Source organism: Nocardia sp. NPDC057668 (genome assembly GCF_042799795.1).
GTDB lineage: Bacteria > Actinomycetota > Actinomycetes > Mycobacteriales > Mycobacteriaceae > Nocardia.
In genome coordinates this window covers 604,028-625,269 of record NZ_JBHVIC010000001.1, presented here as the reverse complement: position 1 = coordinate 625,269, position 21,242 = coordinate 604,028, and the positions used below count along the sequence as shown (strand labels likewise).

Sequence of the window (21,242 nt, the reverse complement as noted above, 5' to 3'; positions counted from 1 at the left end):
GCGCGGTATGCGGCATTGCAATGTGTTGTCGCACGGGCCCATTACGGGCTGAAAGAGCAGACAACCCCGTACCCCGGCGATTGCGCTGCCATCCGGGCCACTTCGATGACTTCCTCGACAGCACCTAGATCATAGGGATCAACCCCGGAACGCTGCTGCACGGTCACGGATTCCCATTGCGCCACCGCTCGAACGCAGTCCTCATGGGACCAAGAGCTACTGTCTATGAACGTCTTGAAACTGATCCCGTCGATTCCCAGCTGCTTGAGTCCACGACTGCCGTGCTCGAGCCACTCGCGTCCGTAGGGGCCGTTGCCCCAGCTCGCCAAGGACAAGGTCTCGCAAATGTGTTCATATGCTTCTTCGGAACGCTCGGCGACCCAATCTTCGTCATCGCAGGTGCCCATGATCCAGAGCCGAAGCGCTTGAGCCAGCGTCGGTGACTCTTCCTCGCGGGACAACTCCGCATCCTCGGCGAGTTCCTCGGCCGACATCTCTTCGATCAATTGGAGTAGCTCGGCATCGCCGGACTGGAAGGCACCGTCGATTCGGTCCACATCGACAACGAACGTTCTGAAATACCAACCCACGACGGAGGATCGTAGGGCATCGACCCGACGGTCCGGACGGCAGCCAAAGTCGCTCTCGGTCACGCAAGTTCAACGCCCTCCATTCGGTGCGGTCTCAATGGGTTAGCGCAACACTGGGATTGTCCTGGTGAACAAGGGGTGTGATGCGCAATGGCCTCGAGCAGACCGCTGTCGGAGAAGCGAACCCCGCTGACCGAAGCCCAGGTCGAGGAGGTGTGGCGGCGGTGGCGGTCGGGGCAGGCGATCAAGGTATTGGCGCGGGAGATGCGCCGGCATCCCTCGACCGTGCGTGAACTGCTCAAACGCTGTGGCGGGGTCCGGCCCGTGCCTCGCCACCGCAACGAGCTTCGCCTGAGTTTGTCCGAGCGTGAAGAGATCTCACGCGGACTGGCGGCCGGTGACTCGCTGCGCAGTATCGCCCGCGGCCTCGGTCGAGCTCCCTCGACGATTTCGCGCGAGGTTGCCAAACGCGGCGGTCGCTTCGCATACCGAGCCGTGCCTGCCGATCGCGCGGCGTGGGCGCGCGCAGTGCGACCGAAACCGACCAAGCTGTCACAGAATCCCGGGTTGGCGGCAATGGTGTCGGAGAAACTCCTTGCGCGGTGGTCGCCGCAGCAGATCGCGGGCTGGCTGGCACGAAATCCGCAGTCCAGCATGGGTTATGTGTCGCACGAAACGATCTATCGCAGCTTGTTCATCCAGACTCGCGGCGAGCTGCGTCACGAGTTGACCCGCTATCTGCGCACCCACCGCGCCATGCGTCGGCCCAAGGTCGTGCGGCAGCCCGACGGCCGCGGGCAGCGCCGGGGCGTGCTGACCATCGCCGAACGCCCCGCCGAGGCCGCTGATCGGGCAGTGCCCGGGCATTGGGAAGGCGATCTGCTGTTCGGTCGTGGCATGTCGCCGGTCCCACTCTGGTCGAACGCTCGACCCGGTTCCTGCTGCTGGTCGCCCTGCCCGAGGGCAAACGCGCGGACCTTGTCGCCGACGCCCTCGCCGCCCGGATCCACACCCTGCCCGACGCGCTGCGTCGCACCCTGACCTGGGACCAAGGCTACGAAATGGCAGAACACGCCGCGTTCACCGTCGCTACCGGCGTCCCGGTCTATTTCTGCGATCCGAAGAGCCCGTGGCAGCGCGGCACCAACGAGAACACCAATGGCCTTGTCCGCCAATATCTTCCCCGACACCTGGACTTGCGCAGTTACTCCCAGGCCGATCTGGACGCCATCGCCGACGAACTCAACGGACGCCCTCGACAAACCCTCGGATTTCGCACACCATCAGAAGCACTCGAAGACGTGTTGCGATGACCGCCTGAGCCCGCAGGCATGAGCGTACGTTCGACGACCGCTGCCTCGGTTTCGAACCCAGCGGCTGGCGGGAACCCGACGACCCGCCTACCCCCGCGTCACGACATAATCCGACGGGTCGAAGCGGGCGGTCATGCGGCGGAGGCGGCGTGCCGACCACGGCCAGGAGAACCCGTTGCGGCCGTTCTTGTCGAAGTAGTAGCTGCGGCAGCCGCCTGAGTTGTAGACCGTGGATTGGAGCGCCGTCTGGACCTCGTTGTTGAACTGCCGCATCACATTTGGGCGGACCTCCAGCGACACCGCGGCGCTGAGCCGGAGGTGGGTCAGGGCCTGGACTACCTGTTGCAGCTGGGACTCCACGATCAGGAAACCCGACGCGACCGCCGACACGTTCGGGCCGAAGAGGATGTAGAGGTTCGGGAAGGAGGGGACCGTCGTTCCGAGGTAGGCCTGGGGGCTGCCGTCCCAGTGCTGCGACAGGCTGCGTCCGTCTACGCCCTTGACCTTGTCCGCGATCGGCATGTCGAGGATCTTGAAGCCGGTTGCCATGATCACGACATCGACCTCGGTCTTGGAGCCGTCCTCGCCGATCAGGGTGTTCCCGCGGACCGCGGTCAGGCCGGTCGAGACCACCGAGACGTTCGGGCGGGCCAGCGCCGGGTAGTAATCGCTCGACATCAGCAGGCGTTTGCAGCCAACCGACCACTCCGGTGTGAGGGCGGCGCGCAGCGCGGGGTCATCGATCGCCGCGTGAATATTCTGGCGTCCGATCCATTTGAACGCCGCCTGCCCCCAGCGCTGGTTGAACGCGACATTGGTGAGTTCGAGAATCAATTCCTCACGCCGGCGGTTGAATTCGTGAACCCACCCCAGCCGATGCACGCCCAGGCGGCGCGCGATCCGGGACGGCGCGGGCTCCATCTTGGGTACCACCCACTGCGGAGTCCGTTGCAGGACATGGAGTTCGGCCACCTGCTCGGCAATGCTCGGCACCACCTGGATTGCCGAAGCGCCGGTGCCGACGATCGCCACCCGCTGCCCGGTCAGGTCGACGTCATGATCCCAGCGCGAGGTGTGGAACACCGGTCCGGGGAAGGAGTCGAGGCCGTCGATGGCGGGCAGGCTCGGCTGATGCCAGGGACCGGCGGCGGCGACGAGCGAGCGGGCGCGGATCTCGCCGTCGCCGGTGTCGAGCACCCAGCATCGCTGCGGCTCGTCCCAGCTCGCCTCGAGAACCTCGACCCCGAGGCGCAGATGCTCGCTGACGCCGAAGCGATCGGCGGTCTCGCGCAGATAGGACAGAATCTCCGGCTGCGGCGCGAACTTGCGACTCCAGTTGTCATGCGGCGCAAACGAATACGAGTAGGCGATCGAGGGGATGTCGACCGCGCACCCGGGATAGGTGTTATCCCGCCATACGCCGCCGACGCCGTCGGCCTTCTCCAGCACCACGAAGTCGGTGATCCCCGCCTCGCGCAGCTTGATCGCGGTGCCGAGGCCGGAGATACCGGCGCCGATCACGGCAACCTCGAACAGGGGGGTCATGCGTCCTCCAGAACCAGTTGGGCGGCGCGCTCGCCGATCATCATCGACGGCGCGTTGGTGTTGCCGCCGGGAATGGACGGCATCACCGATGCGTCGGCCACGCGCAGCCGCTCGATGCCGCGCACCTTCAAATCGGGGCCGACCACGGCGCGCTCGTCCGCGCCCATGCGGCAGGTGCCGGTCGGGTGATAGACGCTCGAAATCCGCTGGCGCGCATCGTCTCTGACGGCGGCCGATGTCGCACCCGCGCGACCGGGTGCGACTTCGGCGCGGACGTAGGAGGCGGCACCGGGGTGCGCCATCGCCTCGCGGACGATCTCCACGCCCGACATCAGCACATCGAGATCCGCGGACGCGCTCAGGTAGCGGGGATCGATCACCGGGGCCGCGTGCGGATCGCGCGAGGCCAGCCGGACCGTTCCCGAGCTCTCGGGATAGAGCATCACCAGGTAGACCGTGAAGCAGGAGCCGTCGATGTCGGGGTGAACCCCCGGAACCGTGGCGTCCTTGCCGCGACGGCCGAGCGGGGTCGCGAACAACTGCAGATCGGGAAGCGCACCGGCATGCTCGGACCTGATGTGGGCGATGCCCTCCATGTAGGAGCCGCCCAGGAAGGTCGAGTTCGGCCGAATGCGCTCCCTGGCCATCGCGGCCATGAATTTTGCCGGACCGAGGATGGGGCCTTCGGTCACGTTGTAGACCACGGGCACGACCGCGTGGTCCTGCAGGCCCTCACCGACCGGCAGGTCACCGAGTACCGGGATCCCGTGTTCGGCCAGGTGCGCGGCCGGTCCGATTCCGGAGAGCATGAGCAGTTGCGCGGTGCGGAACGAACCGGCGGTGACGATGACTTCCTGATGTGCGACAAGACGTTCCGTGCCTCGCTTGGTCGCGACCTCGACGCCGAACGCGGCGCCCTTGTCGATGAGGATCCGCGTGACCTGCGCGCCCGTGCGCACCCGCAGGTTCGGCGGCGCGTCGCGCAGGTACGCCTCCGCCGAGCTCTGGCGACGTCCGCCGGCCGCGTTCCACTGGGCGACCGAGACGCCCTCCTGTTCAGCGGCGTTGTAGTCGGCGTTGTGGGGGACTCCCGCGGTCGTGGCGAGGGCGTCGAGGAAGGCCGTGGTCACCTCGGCGAGATCACGCGCGCGGGTGACGCCGATCGGGCCGGAGCCGCCGCGGTAGTCGTTCGCGCCGTCCTCGAACGCCTCCATGCGCTGGAAGATCGGGAGCACGTCCGCGTGACTCCAGCCCGCGCAACCGGCTGCGGCCCAGTCGTCGTAGTTCCGGTGGTGTCCGCGGGACCAGATCATCCCGTTGACCGCGCTGCCGCCACCGAGTCCGCGCCCGTGCATCTGCGATACCCGCCGGTCGGCGGCATGCGGCTGCGGGCTGGTGCGCGGTTGCCAGGTGACACCGCGCTGCAGCGCGCCGACGCCGTGCATCGCCCCGACCATGCCCGGGACGCGGACGAGCCGGGAGTCGTTGCGGCCGCCCGCTTCCAGTAGCAGGACCTCGGCGCCGGCATCAGCGATCCGGCGGGCAACCGCCGCTCCGGCGCTGCCGCCGCCGACCACGATGTAGTCCGCGGATGATTCGGTTCGAGCCATGGGCTACTTCTCCTTGCCGGATCGCTCGATGGCGACAGACGGGTAGTTACGGCGAAGCGCGACAAGGGCATTGCTCAGTTCGACCGCCGCTTGCAGGCGTGCGTCCTCGAGTGCCGGTCGCGGCAGGATTTCTCGCAGGACGGCCTCGCCGTCGAACATGTGCACCAGCGAGGTGCCCATCAACCGGAGCACCGCGGGATCGACTCCCGCGCCCGATGACGGCACCACCGCGAGCTCGTCGATGGCGGCGTAGAGGCGGGTCGCCACCGGGGTGAGCTGCTCGCGCAACTCGGCGTCCGTGCGCGCGGCGACCAGTAATTCGAACCAGACCGCGTTGATCTGCGAGCGCGATTGGCTTCGCGTCAACGCGAGCATCTCCCCGACGGGCGCGTCACCGAGGGCTCGAAAGCCCGCGAGGTGCCGGCGGCCGACCTCTTCGGCGACTTCGACGACCAGTGCCAGTCGCGAGTCGAAGTGGCGGAACAGCCCGCCCTTGGACACGCCCGCCCGGGTGCAGATCTCGCCGAGGGAAGCGCGGTAGTAGCCGATCTCGGTGATGGTCGCGATCGTCGCGTCCACCAGCGCTGCCTTGGTGGATGCCGTGCGCTCGGCCTGAGTGCGCCGCACATGCTGGGTATCGGTCACACAGCAGATTGCAACCAATCGGTCTCTAAATGTCAATGGGTCGAAGTGTATTGGGGGACAAGCGGGTTCGATCGGGGCTGGTCATGACTTTGTGGGTCGGCAACCATCTCGGTGGCCGGGACTGCCACTTGCCTTCGAGTCTCGCGATCAGTCGGTTTCGGCCGGCGCGGTGTTTCGGAGCGTCGTGGCTATCAATGCCGCGCTGAGTGCGACGAGCGCCGCGGAGATGGTCAGCGCGTGGGCGAAGCCGTCGGTCGCCGCCTGGCGGGGGTCGAGCGAGCCGGAGGTGGTGCGGCGCTGTTCCGCGAGTGTCACGAGAACCGCCAAACCCACTGCGCCACCGAGCTGTTGGACCGATGTGACGACGGCGGAGCCGAGGCCGGCATTCTCCTCGGTAGTGCCCGTGAGTGCGAGGACTGTCAGAGCGGGCAGGGTCATTCCGCAGCCGATGCTGGTGATCAGCAATGCGGGCAGTATTCCTGCGACATAGCTGTCGGACGGGTCGATGCCCGACAGCAGGACGAGCCCGGCGGCGCTGATCAGCAAGGATACTACGAGTGCCCATCGCTCGCCGAGCCGGCGCACCGCACGCGATGAGACCGCCATGCCCGCGAGAATGCCCGCGCCGAACGGCAGATAGCTCAGACCGGCGGTGAAGGGGCTGTAGTCGAGGACGGTTTGGATGTGCAGCATCAGCAGAAATGCCATCGCGTAGAAGCTTGCGGAGAACAGCAGGAGGGTTGTGTTGGCCACCGCCCTCGGCCGAAAGGTGAGGAACGGCAGGGGGACCAGCGGTTCCGCGGTGCGTAGCTCGACGGCGACGAACGTCAACGCCAACAGTGCCGCGGCAGCGATGGGGATCACGGAACTCGCCTTTGCCCAGCCGGTTTCGGATGCCCGCAGCAGGCCGTAGACCAGCAAGCCGGGTACGGCGACGACCAGTACCGTGCCGGGTATGTCCACTCGCGCAGAGGTTTCGGTGCGGCTTTCGCCGACCAGTCGCGGCAGCACGACGAGAACCAGCAGGGCCACCGGCAGATTGATGAAGAAGACCCAGCGCCACGAGGCGAAATCGGTCAGCATGCCCGAGATGACGAGTCCCAGTGTCGCGCCCAGCGCGGCGACTCCTCCCCAGATGCCGATGGCCTTGGCCCGCTCCTTGCCGCCGGGGTATAGCAGGGTGAGCAGGGCCAGGGCCGCGGGACTCGCAAGCGCTGCACCGCTTCCTTGAACGAACCGTCCGACGATCAGCTGCCAGGGCTCCTGGGCCAGTCCACAGAAAAGGCTCGCCGCGCCGAAAAGGGCTACACCGCAAAGGAAGACACGTCGTCGCCCGAACAGGTCGGCAATCCGGCCGGATAGTAGCAGGAACCCGCCGAAGGCCAGGATGTAGCCGTTGACCACCCAGGCCAGCCCGGCGAAGCCGAATCCGAGTTCCGCGCGGACGGTGGGGAGCGCGATGCTCACCACGTTGTCGTCCAGGTTGAGCATGAACTGCACCAGGCACAGCACGATCAGGGCCGTACTCCGGCGCCTGGCCGCGGGTGGTGTGTCGGGCGTCCGGGTCGAGATCGGAGTCATGAGACGACGGTAGGTAAGGCCGGACCGTGGCCGCTATACGTCACAGGGCCATGTTTTATCGCGTTGGGGACATAGTCTAGTGGGGTGCTCGAGCCTGCTTTCGAACCCGCACCCGCCGGAGTCGGTGCCATTGTCGTAGGCAGCTTTCCCCTGCTCGCGGGTGAATGGACCCACACGCACTACCACCCACAGCACCAACTGGCCTGGACGCGGAGCGGAGTTCTCGGTGTTGCTGCGGGACAGGTGAATTGGGTGCTACCGCCGACGTTGGCGCTGTGGCTTCCCGCCGGGGTCGTGCATCGCACAGGAGCGACACGCGATGCCGTGCTGCACAGTCTGTACTTCGAACCGGACCGCTGTGACGTGACCTGGACCGAGCCCACCGCTGTGCGCGTCGACGGGCTGCTGGCGCACTTGATCGCCCATCTGGGTAGGGATGATCTGGCCGATGATGCGCGCCGCCGCGCCGAGGCGGTCGTGCTGGATCTCCTGCAACCGCTGCCCGCGACGCCGATCGACGTGCCGCTGCCCGTCGATGAACGAGTGCGGGCGGTCGCAGACGCGCTCCTGGAGGATCCCGCCGATCCGCGTGGACTGGAGGCGCACGCCCGCGCGGTCGGCGTGAGCCGGCGGACGCTGACTCGCCTGTTCGTCCAAGACACCGGTATGAGCTTCGACCGCTGGCGCACTCACGCGCGGCTGCAGGCGGCGCTCGTGATGCTCGCCGAGGGGCAACCGGTATCCCGTGTGGCGCACAGCGTCGGGTACGCGACGGCCAGCGCGTTTCTGGCGGCTTTCCGGCGAACGGTCGGCACGACACCCCGGCGATATCTCGACGGCACTAGGAACTGACGCCGTGCACGGATGCCGGCCCCGCATGCCCCCGCGCGCAGTGCGACCGGCCGCGCGTCGCGGTGCTCGGGGGTTTCCGTCGCTTCCGGCGTCTCACTTCGATCGGTTCGATGCCAGACTGGCGTGATGACGACCGACAGGGTTGACGCTGCACGACAACTGGTGCAGCGGGGCTTCCCGCAGGCCCGGGAGGGATAGCTGGGTGGCAGCGTCGCGCTCGGAATGGCGACGCCTACCTCTCATCTGGACATAACCATACTGTTGTCGGGTTCGCCAGCGGTCCAGAGCCTTCTGCTGAAGCGGGCGCGCTGCTCAATGTACCCAGGCGATCAGCTGTGGATTGTGTTCGCTCATCGCCTTCAGGATGGACTCGTACGAGACGGAAAGATTGTTCAACCGGATGTCTAGCGAGGCAGTGGAAGCGAACTCGGGATCGGTGCCGTTGAGCTCCACAACGATCGGCGTTATTGGCTGGTCACCTTCACGGTCCGTGCGTATCCATACATGATCTACGGCAGTCCAAGGGACATATCCGAATCTCTGGTGCCTGATGCCATGGTCGGTGATTACGAGCATGGGCTTGTGGCGGATCAATTCCCATAAGGCCACTATTGCCCCGACTATGAAGAGGGGCACGAAGATACCGGCGACTATCCACCCGAGCACGCCCGCGAAAATTGTGGTGCTGAACACCGCCGCCATGACCAGACTGCCAAGCAGCCCGCTACCCAACCCGCTCTCGAAATACTTCGTGTCTTCACGCCCGACGTCCCCACCCGAACCCGGGCTCACCCGCTCCACCTGGGGATCATATCCAGCGGCATGGCCGGTTGGGGCGGCTGGATGATGCGAGACAACCCGAAGGACAGTGGTTTCCGTGCGAGTCGTGTCAGTTCGATGGGAGCCACACTTGACGGCGGGGACGACAACTTCACACTCATCGGCAGATGCGGACGCCCGCGTGGCTTTAGATCATCGACAGCACGAAACCGATGAAGCCGTGAGTGATTCGCTCCAAGCCGGCTCCGTCGTCACGGTCGGTTGCGCGGCGAGCGACTGGTACACCTCCGGCGGACAGTAGGCCCCCGAACAGTCCGAGAAGTCGAACAGGGCGGGATTCTCCGCCCACTTGGCGAACACCCACAGCCCGCAGGACAACACCAACAGCACCCCGAACACGATCACGTACTTTTTGAACCACACGCGCGCCATGCTAGCCCCCGATACGTCCCATATTCCCCGTACATTGAGGCGGGAGCTCGAAGTGGGGCGTTCACATCTGCCAGTCCACTCGGTGGCCATCACGAAGAAGGGTCTCCTCCACCGCGGCCCAGTCCTCCACCCACTCACAGCGGCAGGCGATCTCCATGGCGGGGTCATCGGCAATTCGGATCATGTCGCCTTTTGCCAGCGCTCGCTCCTCTGGTGTTTCGGCGAAGTCCTGCATCCTGTCGACTCGGATACAGCGCCCTGCGTCGGCGCCGGCCACGACTCGGCCCACAATGCCGTAATAGTGAGTCGCGCCTGCGTGTCTGGCGATCTCCTCTGAACGATCGAACTCCGCAATCACGCGTGATTCCGCACCGATCGTCAAAGTGACGCCCACAGTCTTTCCGAAGATCACGATGCCGCCCTTGGCGGTCGTCGAGTTCTCCTCGGCCTCCATGACAACCGCCTCGAGAGTCATGAACGGCCCCTCCATGACGGTGACCCGCTGACCAACCTGAAATCCGACCACGAGCTCTGACATTTCCACATCGAACCACCCGCAGGTACAGCGCACAGACCGCTGCCTTCCGCGAGAAATCTTCTACGAAATCGGCATCACGGGAACCATCTGATCCGCCCCACCGACTGTGGCATGGTCACTTCACGGAGGACGATTTCGAGTGCGCCATCGAGATTGACGCCGGACTCGACCCGTCTGGTCTGCGGCGGCCTTCTCGGATCTGGACGAGGGTGTCCGCCAGTCGATTCGGCGCATCGAACCGGGCCCGAGTGAAGTCGGGTTCACCGCGGTGTGAGGTCGAGGGCGGTGCGGCTCCGTGCGCGGCAGCGGAAGATGGTGAACACCATGGTCGTGCCGATGACCACGACGACGTTCCAGAGCACGATCTCTTTCGCCACGGTCGACAACTCTTCGGCTGGCTTTCCCTCTGCGACGGTCAAAGTGACACCCGCCTGGGAAACCCCGGTCAGCAGGTAGGTGTCGTGGTGATCCGCGTGGAAGGCGTATCCGGCGCGGCCGTCCAGACCGTCGACATGACGCATGAGGATGGGTCCGACAGCTCGCACCTCGACCGGTCTGCCCGCCTGATCGGTCAACGTGACGGCTATGTCCTTCTCTGGCGAAAACTCGTCGCCAACCCCTTCGAGATAGATCACGTAGTCGCTATCGGAGGCCAGGGTCAGCCAGCCTGACCCGGGGCTCTCTACGCGCTGGAAGTCACCTACTTCCGCGGTTACCTGCGACCAGGCGCCGAATGCGGAGATGATCACACCGATCCCCCCGACCAAGACGGCGACGATCCCGGGAAAGATCCACCACAGCGACGGCGTGGCCGTCCACCGTCCTGGTTGCTGCGGGTTCGGGGAGTATCCCGGGTAACCCATCGATCGAATCCTCTGCGGTAGTACTGAACTCGGTCAATGCACGCTCGGTTTCCGAGAAGTCGGCGTGGCGCGCGTACTCCGTGTCCCTCCACCCGGACCGTACTGACCACACCATTGGTACCCGCGAAGGCTACGGGTTCTATCGTCTATCAGCGCGAGGCGGGCAGTCGGCTCTGGGCCGCGTGGTGGTCGCGGATCAGTATCTCTCGGAGAAGCGGTACCAGGAACCGGCATGGGGCTGATAGCTGAAGCGGCTGTTGTCCTTCGGAGGGTTGTCAGGGAAGTAGGCGAATCCGGTGTATGCGAAGGTGAGGAAGGCTTCACCTTGGTAGATCAGGCAGCCTCCGCTGCCTTTCGCAACTTTGGAGACGCGGTAGACCCCGACGAGCCGTGTCTCGGTCGAAGTGGCACATGTGAGCGCCGTTCGCTCGAGCGCGCTTTTCGACACCACCCACCCGAGCTCGGCCGGCGCTCCTGTCCACGCCGTGATGAACGTCAATGCGACCAGCAACGGAGAGATCAGGCTCATCTGCCAACTGCGGTAGAGCAGCAGACCTGCGACAGCGGCAGCCAGCCAGACAATACCTACGAACGAAAGCATGAGCACCGCGAAGAATGCCGAGCTTGCCGAACCGCGCGAGGCCTGACTCCACAGCAGAAACAAGCAGATAAGCGCGGTCGCTCCTGCAATCAGAGTGGAGGTCACCTTCCAGGAGTGGGGGACCAGGAGGTTGTCCACTCGACGGGGCCGCGGTCGGTTGGTTCTCGCCACCATGGGAAACGCGAAGACGCCCCGCTTCGAACTCATAACGTCCTCCCCACGCAGTCCACCCCCGCAAAAATAGCTCAGCGCAAGTTGATCGGTCACGATGCTGGCTTGGACAACGACTGTTGATGTCCTGACTGTCAACACCCATGGGCGGGCCCATCAGACGGTTTGCGATCCGATGTGTTTGTGGTGCAACGGATGTCCTGAGCGGTCGTGACGCTCTAGAGTTGCCGCTGGGTCGGGCGGACCGGCCCGAGAACAGCGGGAGAGACCATGAGCGAGCACGACGACGACATCAAACAGGCGCTGCTCGAGGAGCAGAACAAGAACCGCGAGCTGGACGTCAAGGTGGTGGGTCTCGAACGGCAGATCGCCGAACTGCAGACGGAGCTCGAGGCGGCGAACAGCCGGTACGAGGACCTCGACGGGCTGTACAAGAAGGTTCTGCAGGAGGCTGCCGACCTGATTCCCGAGTCCTGAGCGGCACCGGGTCGTAGCGCTCATCAGATCCTGGCCGCCGGAGGTTTTTGCCCCGTCGGCGGCCAGGATCGGTCGCGTTCTACGGGTTGCCGAGGACCCGTAGCGGCTTGCAGCGCTTGGCATTCGCGGACGCGAGCGCGAACACATCGGCTCAACTTCGCCGGTTCCATCGGTGCGTCGGCTCGAGACGGCGCGGGTCCGTTCAGACCCCGGGAGTCAACCGTTTGCGGGCGCCGTCCACGCGTCGTTCCACGCCGTCCAGGTGTTTCTGCGCGCGCTGGAGAGCCTCGCGTGTGGTTCGCTCGGTGGCCGCGGTGAATCGGCGGCGCTGTTCGGCCTCGGTCAGTTCGGCTCGCAGGGTTTCGACGCGGCCGACGAGTTCTGCCAGGTCCGCTGCGGCCGCGTCGTGGTCGGATCGAGCGGAAGTCACGGCGGCGCGGGCGGATTCGACCTCGGTGAGCATTTGCTCGAGCTCGCGACGTATCTCGGCCTGCGGGTCGGGAGCGGGCTTGTCTGCGGCTTTGGATTCGGTGCGCGGTTTGGTCCGCGTGGCTGGTTCTTCCGCGTGATCCTCGGTGGAATCGGTTGTCGTCGAGCGCGTTCGGCTGCCGCGATGTCCCGCACCGGGAACCGCGGTCAGTGCGGCGGGCCCGAATCCCTCGTAGGTGGCTGCGGCGGTGAGCGTTCCGGCGCGCAGCCCGTCGGCGACCGATTGATCCGCCAGCGCCGCCTGCAGACTCGCGCCGACCTCGCGCAGGACGGATTCGGTCAGGCGCTGGCCGTGGCCCGCCGCCAGTTCGGCGGTTTTGCGGGTGACGGCGTTGACCACCTGCTGCCGCCGCGTGGTGAGCGCGCGCAACTTGTCCGCCGACAGCCGCCGCTGCGCGTCGCGCAGGGCTTCGCCCACTTCCGCGACCGCGCGGACATCCTCGCTCGCCTCACGAGAGAGCAGATTCAGCGCCCACGCGGCGACCGTCGGCCGCCGCAGCTTGCCGATGGCGGCGGCCAGTACCTTGTCCCCGGCGTCGCGGGCCTGCCGCGCCCGCTCGGTGCGGGCGGGTACGAACTCGGCGGGCGGGAGCCCATAGAGTTCGGTGACGACCTGGTCGAGCGTCATGCGCCAAGCCTACGGGCACACCCGGACTCTGACCGGTAAGGCGAGTTGGTCCAGCGAGTGGCCTACCTGGAGTGGGCCGGCTGGACCACGTCCACAGGTTGAGCGCAGCCTCGCTATTGACCGCGATCGATACTTACCCTGTGAAGAAGCGCTCGAACACCCACCGCACCGGATTGACACGCGACAACCCGCGCGCTGCTGTGGCAGCCGCGGCGCGACAGCTCGAAAAGGCGATCTCCGCCAGCGACCACAGCGTCAGCATTTTCCTCGACCCTGTCGTCGCCCTGGGCGAGCATCAACTGCCGCACCGCATTCCGGTAGCGGACCATGTGCGCCGTGTGGTGTCGGATCCGGTTGTCAATGTGCGTGCGATCGGTATGTGGTGCAGCTGGGCGGATGATTTCCGGGGAGTCCTCGGTGCGGTGTATCCACCGGGTGGACTGATCGAGGACGAAGGCGCCGTCGATTCGCATGTTCAGGCACTCGCAAATGCCATCGAGACCTTTATCGGGGCGGTACGAGTCGCCGCCCAGGTTGATACTCGGCCGGAGGGCTATTACGCCAACAAATGGACAGAGATCGTCCTGGTCTCCAGTACACATATCGCCCGTCTGGCGCTGACCGCCACAGACTGATTCCGTGCTGGGGTCCCGGTACGACGCATTGTCTATGCCGAGGGGGAGGTCGTCGATGAGTTCGGGCAACCGCTGCCGGAAGAGGCTTCGGCGCCGGAGCCTGTGGACGAGGAATTTGTCTTCGAGATGATCGCGCGGTTGACCGGGCTGAACTTCGGTGAGATCAGCGCCGCGCCGCAGAGCGTGTGGAGTTGCGGGCATTAGTCGCCGCGGGTCACCCTGCCCTCTATTCGATTCCCGCTCGCGGTGCCGTAGTCCGCGTATTTGTAGCTCGCCGAAACCACCCGGGTACCGCCGGCCTCGCACGTCGGATCGCGTAACTCGGTGAACGCGAACGTGTTGCCTGTACCGGATCGGTGCAGCAGCACCACGCTGTTCGGCGGATCCGGCCGTAGCGGCTCGTCGTCGCGGAACGAGATCGCGGTGGGCGGGGTTGTCTCTACCTTGCCTGCGCCGGTTCGTAGCGTGACCACGACCCCGAACGCGTTGTCGGGAACATCTTTCGGTGGATCCGTCTGCTTGACGTCCCCCGCGTAGACGGTCGTTCGCGTCGCGTCGATCCAGTCCGACCAATTCCTCCCGCAATTGCGGTCGGTGACGCGATCGGCCAGGACGCCGGACGGGGTTCCGCTGCCCCCGATCAGCGGCGGAATCGTGAGCATCGCGGCGGTGACGAGCACGACCGAGAGTGCCGCTCCGCCCCGCACCCAGGCGGCACGTGTCCGACCGGAGCGGCCGTCGTAGAAGTGGCGGCAGGCCGCCGCGAACGCGGTGGCAAGCGCGAAACACGACGCGGCGAGGCTCGTGTCGAGGTGTTCCGCTATTCCGGGCTCGAACCCGAACAGGTGTAGCTCGGCCCCCACGAACTGGGCGAACAAACTGGTGATCAGCCCGCCCGTGATGGCGCCGCCGGGTGCGAATCGGTAGGGCAGCAGGCCGAAAATGGCGGTGAGGAACACCAGCGGGCTGACGACCAACAGAAATGGCCAATAGACGGTGAAGTTGGCCGCGAACCGGCCACCTGCCTCGAGCTTGACCCCCGGATCGGCTCCCGACTCCGAGTAGAGTGCGCGGCCGATCGCCAGCCATGCCACAGCCAACGCGCCGACCGCAACGACCTGTAGCGCGTATGCGAAGGGGTTCAAGCGATTCCGCGATTTGTCACGAGCAAACACGCGGTAACGGTATCGACCGGATATGTTCGAATTGGTTGCCAGCTGTGGAGAAATCGTGTGGCTCTGAGCTTTTCGTGTCGGCTATCGCTCTTTCACCCAGAACATCCCACGCCCGGATTCGGCCGGAGCGCTCTGCACGCGGGGTTCGATGCGGTCGAGGCGATAGCCGAGTCGGCGCGCGACCGCGGCGCTGCGGACGTTGGCTTCGTCGCAGTGGATTTCGACGCTCTTGATGCCGGGCAGGGCCAATGCGATGCGGGTCAACTCGCCCGCGCTGCGGCTCACCACGCCGCGCCCGGTGTGCTTCACATGGCACCAGTAGCCGATCTCCAGCGCCGGTGGGCCGAGGCAGTCGTGGAGGCCGATCGCGCCGAGCAGGGTCCCGTCACCGTCGAAGATCCCGTAGTTGAAGGCGCGGTCGCGCGTTGGCCAGCCCTGGGCGACGGTCTCGTCGAACTCGCGCTGCTTCGCAATGGTCGGGGGTTCGGCCAGCCACTCCATCCACGGGTGGATGTGCTCGTAGGATTCGGTGAGCGCCTCGACCCGTGCGGTCAGGTCCTCCGGCTGCCAGCGGCGTAGCAGCAGGCCCTCCAACTCGATTCGCTGCGGAGGGCCGACGCCCGGTGCCAGAGCAGGCGAGAGTTCGAGGTCCATACAGGCGATAGTGGCGGTGGGGCCTGTACCGAGACAAATCGTTTTTCGCCCGCGCGCCGGCCGGTTCGGGAATGCACAGCCGCATTCCCGAGCCGAATCGACCGATTACGGATCCAGCCCGTGGATGATGAAGTCGATGTGGGGATCGCCGCGATAGGAGCCGATGGCCGCGCGGATGTCGAACGTCGTCCCGGCGGTGCTGAGGATGAAGACCCAGACCTTCGGGGTGGTGGCCACGCCGGTGTTGTCGGTGGGGTAGGAGGCGTACGCCTGTTCGGAATTACCGTCGAAGGAGATCCGCATCGCCTGGCCCTGGGGGTTGTAGGGGGCGAAGTAGATCTGGACGCCGGGGAAGGGCACGCCGTTCGCCCGGCCGTATTTCACCGACAGGGGCGCGGCGGAGGTCCAGTCGTTGCCTATGCCGCCGCCGTGCACGGTTTGGTTGTTGCCCGAGACGATCGTCAGTACGGCGTCGGTGGGGTTGGCGGGGGCCGCGTTGTTCCAGATCGAGGGTGCGGCGGTGGTCGGATCGGCGCCGGAATAGACCGCGAGGGTGCCGTCGTCGGTGATGGTGGTGACGTAGCTGCCCTGCGGGCGGGCCTTGGTCGAGATCGCCCAGTAGAGGCCCTGATTGTGGCCGGGGTCCGTGCCCTTGTAGACGCAGAGGTTGCCGTCGGTCTGCATGACCGCGAAGCACGGGAACGCGGGCTTGGTGACGCGGTTGCTCCAGTACGGTTGCCGCGCGGTCTGGATGCTGCTGCCGGGCGGGGTGCCGCACACCAGGGTGAGCGCACCCGTGTCGGTCAGCGTCAGACCGTATTTGCCGTTCCCCGAAGGGAGCAGCGTGTTGCGTGAAATCCATTGTCCGGCTTGCAGAGTGTTGCCGGTTGTCACCCGGTTCGCGGCGTAGCTCTGGCTCGAGTTCCAGGTGATGAACGCGGGGTCGAACCCGTTGTCCGGCACGACACCCTCGGGCGCGGAGCCGATCTGGAGGTTGCCGTCGGGCGCGAAGACCGCCCAGTACTTCGGACCGGGGCCGCGCTGCCAGGTGTTCGTGGCCCAGCACGGACCCTTGTTGTCCGACGGCCCGGTCCCTCGATAGATGACGAAGTTGCCGTCGTTCTGGATGGTCGCGAAGTACTGGCCGTTGGTCTGCGCGGGATTGAACTTCCACTTCGGGTCGATGTGCGCGGAACCGGCGTCGCCCACCGCGGAGTAGTATGGCTGATTCGGGTCGATGTCGGCGTAGGCCCCGCCGGTCGCCCCGGGGCGCGCGAAATAGAACCGCAGGTCGCCGTTGGCTTGCAGGACCGCGTAGAAACCCGAGAGCGGGCCCTGTTTGAAGAAGTAGTCACCGACGCGCAGAAAGTTGCCCGACGCGAGCGCGGACCCCTTGTTCGTCCCGGCGGGCGGGAGCAGATTGCCGCTGTTCAAGCTGGTCTTGTTCATCGGCTTCTCGCTTCGCTCTCGCCGGCCGTGCTGAGTTTCGATGGTCCGGCGACGCGCCCGGTCCGGTCAAGCGGTTCGGGTGAAATCGATGTCCCGGCAAGGCAAGTCGTGCGCGACGCGCCGGAGAACCGGGATCGTGATCAGTGGGGCGGGAGCACCGCCCGGCGTTCGACGGCCTCGATCCCGCCGAGTTCGGCGAGCAGTTCGGTGAGGAACGTGCGCTGTGCCGCGAGATGCGATTCACCGAACCGTGCCGCGAGGCGGGTTTCGAGAGCGGCGCGGGCGCGGCGGGCGGCGGCGACGGCGGCGTGGCCGCGGGGAGTCAGGCGGATGCGCCGGATGCGGGCGTCCGAGGGGTCGGGCGTGCGTTCACAGTAGCCGAGGCGCTCGAGCTCGGCGACGGCTTTGGACGCGCCCTGCTGGGTCATCGAAAGGTGGGCCGCCAGTTCGGTGATGGTGGGCTCGCCGGCGATCAGGTGCTGGAAGAGGTAGCCGTGTGACATGCGCAGATCGCCGAAGCCGTCCTCGCTCAAGGACGCCTGAACCTGTGCCGCGGCGGCTTGGCCCGCGAACAGCGCGAGGGTTCCGGTGTCGAGCGAGCGGGGATCGAGGTCGGCGGCCATGGGGACATTCTGCGTTGCACAACCTTAGTTGTGCAACTATGGTTGTGAATATGTCGAACATCGAGAATCCCAATGTCGAGATCGCGCTGCGCTACCACCGGGCGGTGTCGGACTTCGCGGGCGGAGCCGAGCTGGCCGCGTTCTTCCACCCGGACTTCACCCACCACGAGCTGCCGAACGCGCTGTTCCCGCAGGGGAACGTGCGCAGCCTCGACCAGGTGCAGGCAGCCTCGGCGGCGGGGCGGAAAGGCTTGAGCGCGCAGAACTTCGAGGTGCTCAACACGATCGCGATGGGCGAGCAGGTCGTGCTGGAGGTGCTCTGGACCGGGACGCTGGCCGTGCCGGTGCGGGACCTGCCGGTCGGTCATGTCATGCGGGCGCACATCGCCACGGTGCTGGAATTCCGGGAGGGGAAGATCATCGCCCAGCGCAACTACGACTGCTACGAGCCGCTCGTGCCCGCCTGATCGGGATAGCCTGTCCTGCGCAGGCGCACCGCCACCGCGATCGTGAGACAGGTGGTCACGAAGCTGCCGAGCATCCCGTAGAGCAGCGCCCACTGGCGCTCGTGGAAACCCGCCAGGCAGAAGACGGACTGCACGTAGACGAAGATCGCGAGCATGCCGAGCGAGACGCCCTCGGCGCTGCGCGAGGCCCACATGCGGCGCAATTGCAGGCAGACGGCGGCGATGTTCACGAAGCTCGCGCTCCACGCCAGCCAGCCGATGAGGGTCCAGAAGCTCACCGCGCCTCCGATTGCCGATGCCCGAGGACGCCGGGCCCCGGTGGATCCGGAGCCCGGCATCGTTCGCAATCAGTGTGCCGCAGACCTCGCGGCCTCGAACGGCAGGCGGTCGAAGATGAAGCGGCTCTGCGTGATTCGGCCGTCGACAACGGTGACGAGTTCGGCCCCCGGGCCGTCGGCGACCGGGAGGGTCGAGGTGTTGTACATGACCAGGGCCGTGGTGTCGTTCCCGAAGGCGGCGAACATCGTCGCGCCGACGAGGATCTGGCTGAACGGCTCGAGGAAGGCGCGATAGGCGGCCGCGCCCTCGATGCGGCCCGCGGGGGCGTCGCAGACGATGTCCTCGGCGACGTACTTCATCGCGGTGTCCATGTCCTTACCGGTCCAGGCGTGGAAGTACTCCAGGGCGACGCGGACGGCGGGACTGTCGTTGGTGATCATGTCGGTCTCGATTCGATCGGTGAGAAGCGGTCATCGGTATAGACACCGACCCGCTCGTGAACGGACCGGTGGCGTCCCGGCGAATGTCGGCCACAGATGTCACGATGGCGGCATGACCGAGGCATTGACTGCTGCGCGGGGCGGGGACGAATTGGCGTTCGCGCAGCTCACCGCGCCCTATCGGGGTGAATTGCGGGTGCACTGCTATCGACTGCTCGGGTCGCTGCACGATGCCGAGGACGTCGTGCAGGAGACCCTGCTGGCGGCGTGGCGGGCGCTGCCGGAGTTCGAGGAGCGCTCCTCGGTGCGGACGTGGCTGTATCGGATCGCCACGAATCGCTGCTCGAACGCCCGGCGGGACGCGAGCCGTCGGCCCCCGCCGCCGTTGCCCTTCGAGGTTCCCGAGCCCACGCGGGCGGGGGATGTGGGCTGGCTCGAGCCGTTTCCGGACAGCCTGCTCGATCCGGAGAAGAGCTATCAGGCAATGGAATCGGTTGGGGTGGCTTTTATTTCGGCGTTGCAGCGGTTGCCGCCGCGCCAGACCGCGGTGCTGGTGCTGCGGGATGCGCTGGAGTTCAGCGGGTCCGAGGTCGCCGACATGCTCGGCACCACGACCACCGCGGTGAAAGCCGCGTTGCAGCGCGCGCGGGCGACGCTGCACGGCGATGCCGAGCCGGTGGATCCGCCCGGGCGTGGTTCGGACACCGAGCGGGAGTTGACTCGGCGGTTCGCGGCCGCGTATTCGGCGCGCGATGTGGATGCGGTCGTGGCGCTGCTGACCGACGACGCGTGGCTCACCATGCCGCCGTGGCCGCACGAGTATCAGGGCCGCGCGGTGATCGCGGAGTTCCTGCGCGGGGTGCCGGCGTTCCGGGATCGAAATCCGTTGCGGCTCATGGGTACGCGTGCGAACGGTGGTCCGGCGTTCGGGGTCTACGCCAGGCTCGCGGGTGACTCGGATTTCCGTGCCACGGGGCTGCTCGTACTCGGTCTCGCGGGGGAGGGCGTGGGTATGCTCACCCACTTCCCGCCCGCCGAGGTGTTTCCGCACTTCGATCTGCCGATGACGCTGGATGCGTGAGACGTGCATCCTGGCTGCGACCGGCAACGCAACCGTGATTATCGGCGCTGCGGCCACCACCCGCGCGGTCGCCGCGGGCGCGAGTACGGCATCGACATCCCCGCATTCGGCGGCTGCGGACGCCGGCCGCGCTCCGACCGGCGGCATGTTCAACGGCGCGCTGGGTCGACCGTGAATCACGCTGTGGCGCATCGGGTATTCGATTGCCCGGGCGTGACTCAGGCCGCGTGACGGCCGGTCGGTAGCGCGGCGTGCGGGGTCCGGATGATGGAGCGTTCGCGTTCGATGCGCGAGCGAATGGCCTCCACGGTCCACTCGTCGCGCGCGGGTATGGCGCGTGCCAGGGTCGCGAGCCATACGCCGAGAGCGCCCACTCCCATACCGATCACGAAGAGCAGCCAACCGTGCAGCATCTCCGCCACCTTCTCTCCGGTCGTTCCATGATTGGTTTCGGTGAGCCCGGCCGATGCTCGATCAGCGATCTATGCCGGGGATGAACTCGACAGGCTTGCCGGACAGCGGATTTCGCGGCCAGTGCCCGATCGGCGTCAAGGACCACACATCCACGTCCTGCCGCATGGCGTCGAGCCAGCCCGAGACGTGCAGGACGTCCGGGACGATGACGGCCCGGATACCCGACGGGGCGAAGGTCGCGAGCAGCAGGCTGAAATCCTTGTCGCAGGGTTCGACGAGGATGGCGCGCAGGTCGAATCCGTGGTGCCGGGCGAAACGGCGCAGCGCGCCGATGTGGTCGCCGGTGTCCTCGCCCGATCTGTCGCTGCGCACGATTCCGTATGCGCTGGTCACGGATTCACCTCACAGACGGTGGCGGCCGCGCGGTCGGCGAGTACGCCGAGCAGACAGTCGTGCGGAACCGGGAGGCCGGTCAGGTGCCCGCACAGGGTGATGACGGTGCGCGCCTGGGCTCGCCGGCATTCGTGCAGCAGGTCCAGGAACGCGGACGGGACCGTTTCGTCTCGCGGATGCGGCTCGAGGAAGACGGTGCCCAGCTCGCAGCCGAGTTCGCGTGCGGCGGTGGATAGCCGGCGCCGATGGCTCTCGATCGCGCTCGCGTCGAGCAGGTCGAGTCGGAGGTAACCGTAGGCGAGGGGCGGGAGGGGGTTCATCGACCTTGCCCCAATGCCGTTGTGGGAGTTGCGGAATGATGGAACGGACCGCGCGATTCGGGGTTTTCACTAGCACTGCTGGACATGTGCGTCACCGCCCTGAGAGCGCCGTACGTGCGACTGAACCGTACGGAAGTGTCGTGTAGTGGCAGGCTCAATACTAGTCTGTATATATACAAGTCGAGATGTGTACTGCG

25 protein-coding genes and 1 pseudogene are annotated in these 21,242 nt (G+C 66.3%); 6 read left to right on the top strand and 20 right to left on the bottom strand.

All coding sequences use genetic code 11. The annotated features are described in order from the left end of the window. Nucleotides 1-41: 41 nt before the first annotated feature. Nucleotides 42-590, bottom strand: a complete 549-nt coding sequence (locus tag ACFVBH_RS02965; RefSeq protein ID WP_378999220.1) for a hypothetical protein — start codon at nucleotides 588-590, stop codon at nucleotides 42-44. Between the two features lie 150 nt (nucleotides 591-740). Between ACFVBH_RS02965 and ACFVBH_RS02960 the strand changes: the two are divergent. Then, nucleotides 741-1,903 (top strand): annotated as a pseudogene (locus tag ACFVBH_RS02960) (IS30 family transposase). A gap of 87 nt (nucleotides 1,904-1,990) precedes the next feature. Here the strand turns inward: ACFVBH_RS02960 and ACFVBH_RS02955 are convergent. The 4 genes from ACFVBH_RS02955 to ACFVBH_RS02940 form a co-directional block, all read right to left on the bottom strand. After that, nucleotides 1,991-3,448: a flavin-containing monooxygenase gene (locus ACFVBH_RS02955; protein WP_378999218.1), complete on the bottom strand. Its 1,458-nt coding sequence runs from the start codon at nucleotides 3,446-3,448 to the stop codon at nucleotides 1,991-1,993. Continuing rightward, entirely contained in the window at nucleotides 3,445-5,058 is a 1,614-nt protein-coding gene (locus tag ACFVBH_RS02950) for a GMC family oxidoreductase (protein WP_378999216.1), read from the bottom strand. Before ACFVBH_RS02950 ends, ACFVBH_RS02955 begins: the two co-directional genes overlap by 4 nt. Before the next feature lie 3 nt (nucleotides 5,059-5,061). Then, a complete protein-coding gene (locus tag ACFVBH_RS02945; protein WP_378999214.1) occupies nucleotides 5,062-5,703 on the bottom strand; it encodes a TetR/AcrR family transcriptional regulator in 642 nt (213 codons plus the stop codon). A gap of 147 nt (nucleotides 5,704-5,850) precedes the next feature. After that, nucleotides 5,851-7,284, bottom strand: a complete 1,434-nt coding sequence (locus ACFVBH_RS02940; protein WP_378999212.1) for an MFS transporter — start codon at nucleotides 7,282-7,284, stop codon at nucleotides 5,851-5,853. Nucleotides 7,285-7,368: 84 nt separating this feature from the next. Between ACFVBH_RS02940 and ACFVBH_RS02935 the strand changes: the two genes are divergently transcribed. Next, the gene (locus tag ACFVBH_RS02935) at nucleotides 7,369-8,136 is read left to right on the top strand and encodes an AraC family transcriptional regulator (RefSeq protein WP_378999209.1); all 768 of its coding nucleotides are present in this window, start codon (nucleotides 7,369-7,371) and stop codon (nucleotides 8,134-8,136) included. Nucleotides 8,137-8,448: 312 nt separating this feature from the next. On the opposite strand, the gene ACFVBH_RS02930 is transcribed toward ACFVBH_RS02935, so the two are convergent. The 5 genes from ACFVBH_RS02930 to ACFVBH_RS02910 all read right to left on the bottom strand — a co-directional run bounded on the left by ACFVBH_RS02930 (nucleotide 8,449) and on the right by ACFVBH_RS02910 (nucleotide 11,455). Beyond that, the gene (locus ACFVBH_RS02930; RefSeq protein WP_378999207.1) at nucleotides 8,449-8,937 is read right to left on the bottom strand and encodes a hypothetical protein; all 489 of its coding nucleotides are present in this window, start codon (nucleotides 8,935-8,937) and stop codon (nucleotides 8,449-8,451) included. Nucleotides 8,938-9,108: 171 nt separating this feature from the next. Continuing rightward, nucleotides 9,109-9,348, bottom strand: a complete 240-nt coding sequence (locus ACFVBH_RS02925) for a hypothetical protein (protein ID WP_354985416.1) — start codon at nucleotides 9,346-9,348, stop codon at nucleotides 9,109-9,111. 61 nt (nucleotides 9,349-9,409) lie between these two features. Next, the gene (locus tag ACFVBH_RS02920) at nucleotides 9,410-9,886 is read right to left on the bottom strand and encodes a hypothetical protein (RefSeq protein WP_378999205.1); all 477 of its coding nucleotides are present in this window, start codon (nucleotides 9,884-9,886) and stop codon (nucleotides 9,410-9,412) included. A 260-nt stretch (nucleotides 9,887-10,146) separates the two neighbouring features. Then, on the bottom strand, nucleotides 10,147-10,749 hold the full coding sequence (locus tag ACFVBH_RS02915; protein WP_378999202.1) for a hypothetical protein: 603 nt from the start codon (nucleotides 10,747-10,749) through the stop codon (nucleotides 10,147-10,149). A gap of 196 nt (nucleotides 10,750-10,945) precedes the next feature. Further along, nucleotides 10,946-11,455, bottom strand: a complete 510-nt coding sequence (locus ACFVBH_RS02910) for a hypothetical protein (RefSeq protein ID WP_378999199.1) — start codon at nucleotides 11,453-11,455, stop codon at nucleotides 10,946-10,948. 336 nt (nucleotides 11,456-11,791) lie between these two features. Here ACFVBH_RS02910 and ACFVBH_RS02905 point away from each other — a divergent pair, with 336 nt between their 5' ends. After that, nucleotides 11,792-11,998 carry a hypothetical protein gene (locus ACFVBH_RS02905; RefSeq protein ID WP_354985419.1) on the top strand — a complete coding sequence of 69 codons (207 nt, stop codon included), beginning with the start codon at nucleotides 11,792-11,794 and terminating at the stop codon, nucleotides 11,996-11,998. Between the two features lie 202 nt (nucleotides 11,999-12,200). Here the strand turns inward: ACFVBH_RS02905 and ACFVBH_RS02900 are convergent, their stop codons facing one another. Then, nucleotides 12,201-13,115, bottom strand: coding sequence for a hypothetical protein (locus tag ACFVBH_RS02900; protein ID WP_378999197.1), 915 nt, complete (start codon nucleotides 13,113-13,115; stop codon nucleotides 12,201-12,203). A 140-nt stretch (nucleotides 13,116-13,255) separates the two neighbouring features. Here ACFVBH_RS02900 and ACFVBH_RS02895 point away from each other — a divergent pair, with 140 nt between their 5' ends. Then, nucleotides 13,256-13,750, top strand: a complete 495-nt coding sequence (locus ACFVBH_RS02895) for a hypothetical protein (RefSeq protein ID WP_378999195.1) — start codon at nucleotides 13,256-13,258, stop codon at nucleotides 13,748-13,750. 200 nt (nucleotides 13,751-13,950) lie between these two features. Here ACFVBH_RS02895 and ACFVBH_RS02890 read toward each other — a convergent pair whose 3' ends face one another. The 4 genes from ACFVBH_RS02890 to ACFVBH_RS02875 form a co-directional block, all read right to left on the bottom strand. After that, nucleotides 13,951-14,895 (bottom strand): hypothetical protein, encoded by a 945-nt coding sequence (locus ACFVBH_RS02890; RefSeq protein ID WP_378999193.1) that lies wholly within the window; start codon nucleotides 14,893-14,895, stop codon nucleotides 13,951-13,953. 111 nt (nucleotides 14,896-15,006) lie between these two features. Then, nucleotides 15,007-15,579: a GNAT family N-acetyltransferase gene (locus ACFVBH_RS02885; RefSeq protein WP_378999191.1), complete on the bottom strand. Its 573-nt coding sequence runs from the start codon at nucleotides 15,577-15,579 to the stop codon at nucleotides 15,007-15,009. 105 nt (nucleotides 15,580-15,684) lie between these two features. Further along, on the bottom strand, nucleotides 15,685-17,028 hold the full coding sequence (locus ACFVBH_RS02880; RefSeq protein WP_378999188.1) for a hypothetical protein: 1,344 nt from the start codon (nucleotides 17,026-17,028) through the stop codon (nucleotides 15,685-15,687). A 140-nt stretch (nucleotides 17,029-17,168) separates the two neighbouring features. Next, nucleotides 17,169-17,651, bottom strand: coding sequence for a MarR family winged helix-turn-helix transcriptional regulator (locus ACFVBH_RS02875; protein ID WP_378999186.1), 483 nt, complete (start codon nucleotides 17,649-17,651; stop codon nucleotides 17,169-17,171). A 50-nt stretch (nucleotides 17,652-17,701) separates the two neighbouring features. Between ACFVBH_RS02875 and ACFVBH_RS02870 the strand changes: the two genes are divergently transcribed. Then, nucleotides 17,702-18,118, top strand: a complete 417-nt coding sequence (locus tag ACFVBH_RS02870) for a nuclear transport factor 2 family protein (protein WP_378999183.1) — start codon at nucleotides 17,702-17,704, stop codon at nucleotides 18,116-18,118. On the opposite strand, the gene ACFVBH_RS02865 is transcribed toward ACFVBH_RS02870, so the two are convergent. Both ACFVBH_RS02865 and ACFVBH_RS02860 read right to left on the bottom strand, forming a co-directional pair. After that, nucleotides 18,094-18,396 carry a hypothetical protein gene (locus ACFVBH_RS02865; RefSeq protein ID WP_378999181.1) on the bottom strand — a complete coding sequence of 101 codons (303 nt, stop codon included), beginning with the start codon at nucleotides 18,394-18,396 and terminating at the stop codon, nucleotides 18,094-18,096. The two genes, ACFVBH_RS02870 and ACFVBH_RS02865, sit on opposite strands and share 25 nt — an antisense overlap. A 69-nt stretch (nucleotides 18,397-18,465) precedes the next feature. Next, nucleotides 18,466-18,837 carry a nuclear transport factor 2 family protein gene (locus ACFVBH_RS02860; RefSeq protein ID WP_354985429.1) on the bottom strand — a complete coding sequence of 124 codons (372 nt, stop codon included), beginning with the start codon at nucleotides 18,835-18,837 and terminating at the stop codon, nucleotides 18,466-18,468. Nucleotides 18,838-18,949: 112 nt separating this feature from the next. Between ACFVBH_RS02860 and ACFVBH_RS02855 the strand changes: the two genes are divergently transcribed. Continuing rightward, the gene (locus ACFVBH_RS02855; protein ID WP_378999179.1) at nucleotides 18,950-19,918 is read left to right on the top strand and encodes an RNA polymerase subunit sigma-70; all 969 of its coding nucleotides are present in this window, start codon (nucleotides 18,950-18,952) and stop codon (nucleotides 19,916-19,918) included. 218 nt (nucleotides 19,919-20,136) lie between these two features. On the opposite strand, the gene ACFVBH_RS02850 is transcribed toward ACFVBH_RS02855, so the two are convergent. The 3 genes from ACFVBH_RS02850 to ACFVBH_RS02840 all read right to left on the bottom strand — a co-directional run bounded on the left by ACFVBH_RS02850 (nucleotide 20,137) and on the right by ACFVBH_RS02840 (nucleotide 21,045). Then, nucleotides 20,137-20,331 carry a hypothetical protein gene (locus tag ACFVBH_RS02850; protein ID WP_378999176.1) on the bottom strand — a complete coding sequence of 65 codons (195 nt, stop codon included), beginning with the start codon at nucleotides 20,329-20,331 and terminating at the stop codon, nucleotides 20,137-20,139. A gap of 61 nt (nucleotides 20,332-20,392) precedes the next feature. Beyond that, on the bottom strand, nucleotides 20,393-20,725 hold the full coding sequence (locus tag ACFVBH_RS02845; protein WP_354985432.1) for a hypothetical protein: 333 nt from the start codon (nucleotides 20,723-20,725) through the stop codon (nucleotides 20,393-20,395). Next, nucleotides 20,722-21,045: a hypothetical protein gene (locus ACFVBH_RS02840; protein WP_354985433.1), complete on the bottom strand. Its 324-nt coding sequence runs from the start codon at nucleotides 21,043-21,045 to the stop codon at nucleotides 20,722-20,724. Before ACFVBH_RS02840 ends, ACFVBH_RS02845 begins: the two co-directional genes overlap by 4 nt. Nucleotides 21,046-21,242 lie beyond the last annotated feature (197 nt).